This is a genomic window from Mesorhizobium sp. M1169 (assembly GCF_040318345.1).
Taxonomy (GTDB): domain Bacteria; phylum Pseudomonadota; class Alphaproteobacteria; order Rhizobiales; family Rhizobiaceae; genus Mesorhizobium.
This window is the reverse complement of sequence record NZ_JAMYME010000095.1, coordinates 1-3,189: the sequence shown is the minus strand read 5'-3', so window position 1 is coordinate 3,189 and position 3,189 is coordinate 1. Positions and strand designations below refer to the sequence as shown.

At 56.1% G+C, this 3,189-nt stretch carries 2 protein-coding genes and 4 pseudogenes; 1 reads left to right on the top strand and 5 read right to left on the bottom strand.

Translation table 11 applies throughout. The features are described from left to right. Both NKH41_RS33855 and NKH41_RS33850 read right to left on the bottom strand, forming a co-directional pair. Window positions 1–412 (bottom strand): annotated as a pseudogene (locus NKH41_RS33855) (hypothetical protein); the annotation flags it as partial. A gap of 161 nt (window positions 413–573) precedes the next feature. Continuing rightward, window positions 574–912, bottom strand: a complete 339-nt coding sequence (locus NKH41_RS33850; RefSeq protein WP_352935950.1) for an ABC transporter permease family protein — start codon at window positions 910–912, stop codon at window positions 574–576. 81 nt (window positions 913–993) lie between these two features. On the opposite strand from NKH41_RS33850, the pseudogene NKH41_RS33845 reads away from it, so the two are divergent. Beyond that, window positions 994–1,261 (top strand): annotated as a pseudogene (locus NKH41_RS33845) (transposase); the annotation flags it as partial. A gap of 675 nt (window positions 1,262–1,936) precedes the next feature. On the opposite strand, the pseudogene NKH41_RS33840 reads toward NKH41_RS33845, so the two are convergent. The 3 genes and pseudogenes from NKH41_RS33840 to NKH41_RS33830 all read right to left on the bottom strand — a co-directional run. Further along, window positions 1,937–2,290: pseudogene (locus NKH41_RS33840) on the bottom strand (autoinducer binding domain-containing protein); the annotation flags it as partial. Between the two features lie 21 nt (window positions 2,291–2,311). Next, window positions 2,312–2,587 (bottom strand): hypothetical protein, encoded by a 276-nt coding sequence (locus tag NKH41_RS33835; protein ID WP_352935947.1) that lies wholly within the window; start codon window positions 2,585–2,587, stop codon window positions 2,312–2,314. Window positions 2,588–3,008: 421 nt separating this feature from the next. After that, window positions 3,009–3,189 (bottom strand): annotated as a pseudogene (locus tag NKH41_RS33830) (transposase); the annotation flags it as partial.

The window sequence follows — 3,189 nt, the reverse complement described above, 5'->3', positions numbered from 1 at the left end:
TCCGATCGAAGCCCGCTCGCGCGACACCGCCAGCAGCAGAGCGGCCGAGATCGTCATCGACCGTCTCGATGCAAGACCAGCCGAGTGCCACCAGGCGATCGCGCATCGCATACTGCAAGGCCCTGCTCTCACGATTGTGCAGAACCTGATGGGCCGAGGACTGCCGCACATACAGGATCGCCTTGCGCTGCAGATGGTGGGGCCGGATCTTCTCATTCATCATGGCGCACTTCCTCCCCGTTGAACGGCGCGCGCGCCGTCGACGTGGATCGAGGATCAGGCGCACCATCAGCTTTGTTAGCGTCAGGCGCGTCTCTTCCGGCAGCGCCTGCCATGGTGGCATCTGCGCGGTCTCGGCATCGTGCGGGTTGGAGAACAGATCGAACTGATATGTCGTGGGCTGGCGCGGCATGGACCTCTCCCCGATTCGCGTCGGCATACCGACCTGTTTCTCGCATCAGCGGTCCATCAAGCGAACTGAAACAACCGGCGAGGACCGACAAGGGTGCCCAGAAAAAATCGAGATGCTCATCGCCGTCACATCGACAGCGATAGAGATGCGCCCGCCCGCCATCATTCGAGCATGGACGAGCGCACATAGCGACTAATCTGTGCGGTCGTCTGCACCGGTAGCACCATCACCGGCATAATTATCTGACGAAGCTGCTTGACGAAGCTGCTCCAGCTGTCGACGACGAGATTGGTGTTATAGATCGACGGGAACCAGTTGGGATAGACAGCGAAGATCAGGATGGCAAAAACGCCCGAGAAGAAGGGCGGAACCGGCAGGCCGATGATCGACAGGAAGGCGCGGATTTGGTCGAACACGGAATATTGCTTGTAGGCCGACATGATGCCGATCGGCAGAGCAATCAGCGCACCGATTACATAGGCGAGGCCGACAACCCACAAGGTCTGGGGAAGTCGCTCGACAATAGGTGTCGGGACTGCCGGGATCGCTGCCGAAGAAGCCGAGGCATTAATGTTCCTTAGTCCGGCGAGACCGACTATAGCGGCCGCATCAGCAAGATCGGGGATGCCGCAGTGCGCACCGCGCTCTATGAGGCCGCCCACATCATGCTGGTGAAGCCGCTCAAGGGCTGCACGGAGCTGAAAAGCTGGGCGATGCGGATCGCCCGGCGGGCCGGGATGAAGAAGGCCAAGGTGGCGCTGGCGCAAGCTTGCGGTGATCCTGCACCGCATGCTCGCCGATGGAACTGTCTTCAACGCGGCGGCCAGGACGATGACGGCAGCCGCCTGAGAAAGGGGAGAACAACCGTATTCGGGCGGGTCACGACACCAGGCCCTCCCGAAGCGAGGTCCCGTCGCTGGGACGCGATCAGGTCAGACCGCAACTTCGGACGTCGGCATTGCGACCACGCGTCCCTAGATTGGTCGGCCTCATCCTCTTCAGACCCCATCAGGTGGCGGCCGTGGCGCCGACCCCGTACAGAAGCGAGACCCCGGCGATTGGATGACGCAAAAAGGGATTGACTTATCAAGGCCCGTTACAGAAGGTTTCGAGGTTCGAAATTGACGGCGACTGAGCGCCTTTCTTGATCGAGGATCAATCGCCGGGCGGCTTGCGTCAAATTCAGCTTGCATATTGACATCATCTAGAAGCTCGAAATGTGTGCACCACTGCTCGCCATCGACCCTTTCCAGATCTGGCCCCACCCAAACGCAGCCAGCGCCCCGAAGATGCAGGTTCAAGAAAACGTCTTAGCGCAATCGATGTCGGAACACCTGCATTTCATCGTAAGGATGCGCCTCTTGTCCCATCGGGACAGACCGATCGTATGCCGCTCTCTTGCAGTTCGATAATTCCGAAGTTTACTGCTTTTATGGCAGCGACCGTTCTGCTAACCTGTATCCAGTTTTCGCATTGCGTTTTTATAGGAAATTGGTAGTACTTTCGGATATCCCTAAAATATTCCTATTTCCCACGACGATTTCCCTCTCGCCGTCCATAGATGCATTCTTTTTCTCTTGGAGAAAGGTCAGGGGATTCCTTTGTGCGACTTGAATTCGCGAAATTCGTGACCCTCAGACGGAAATGTAACGCGGCAAGTTGCAAATAAGCGATCGTTCTATTTTGGAATTCGCGCTCCCATGGTTGAGCGAAGCTCATGATCGCAAAGCTTCCATCAGGCCCGTGCAGTGGAACACTGATGCCTGACCTTGAGCCGAACGTCGCAGCCTCTTCGAAAACGCGCCGTTCATTTTCAGTCGTGCTTGCGTCGTTGCACACCTCGCTCCATCGAAAGGCGCCTGCACGTTTTCGGCTCTTCTTATGATGGGGTCTATCCTATCATAGACAGCGCTCCTGCCATTGATCAGGATAATTCAATCTGACCCCCGGATCGCCTCGCACCGGGTTTAAAAAATTTTGACCGGGTGCAAGAGAGCCATAGGCGATCCAAGGGCAATCAAAATGCAGTGCAAAAGCAGATAACAGGTCGAACATCTGCTCGGATTGAGCAGCACCATCAGTCTGATCGAGAAATCGACCGAACTCGACCGCAAACGTCTCTTTAGCTGCCTTCTGGAAATGCATTGATGGGACCAAAGAAAACTGGTCGGACACTCCGGTTGCCGGCCCCCGAAGTTGAGAGACCGCAGTCGTTCCCAGGCGTTCCGCTCCGCAGCCATTTGCGCCGGGATGCGTCACTGGTGCACAAAGCGCGCGCCCTGTAAGGCTACGGCACGGCCGGCTGGCATCGCCAAAACTCTATCAGATCACCGCTAAGCAGAATGTTATTCCAGGTTAAATGTCGTTTGCTCTAGCTTCGCAGAGATGTATAATCTTATAATAAACGTTTACAGTCTGCAATTTTTTGCTTTTGTCTTTGCGGATTAATGTTGCTTTCGACTACGCTGGAGTTGGATTATTTTATCTCCGGTCATATCCGCCTTCGGCCACGTAATTGGCGCATTCCTTTGATGTGACTGCATCGAGGATTTGGCCGATAGCGTAGCAGCGGCATCGGTTGTGCATCTGGCGGCCTTTCTGAGCAGGTGTTTGAGTTTGGCCAAGAGCTGCCCGATGGGGTCCAGATCGGGCGAGTATTTCGGCAGGAAGAAGAATTTGGCGTCGGCCTTGCGGATGGCGTTTGGCCTTGCCCTTGTGCGAGCCGAGATTGATGTGGTTGTCTAATCGCGAGTGGGGCGTCAAGCACCTACTGCATA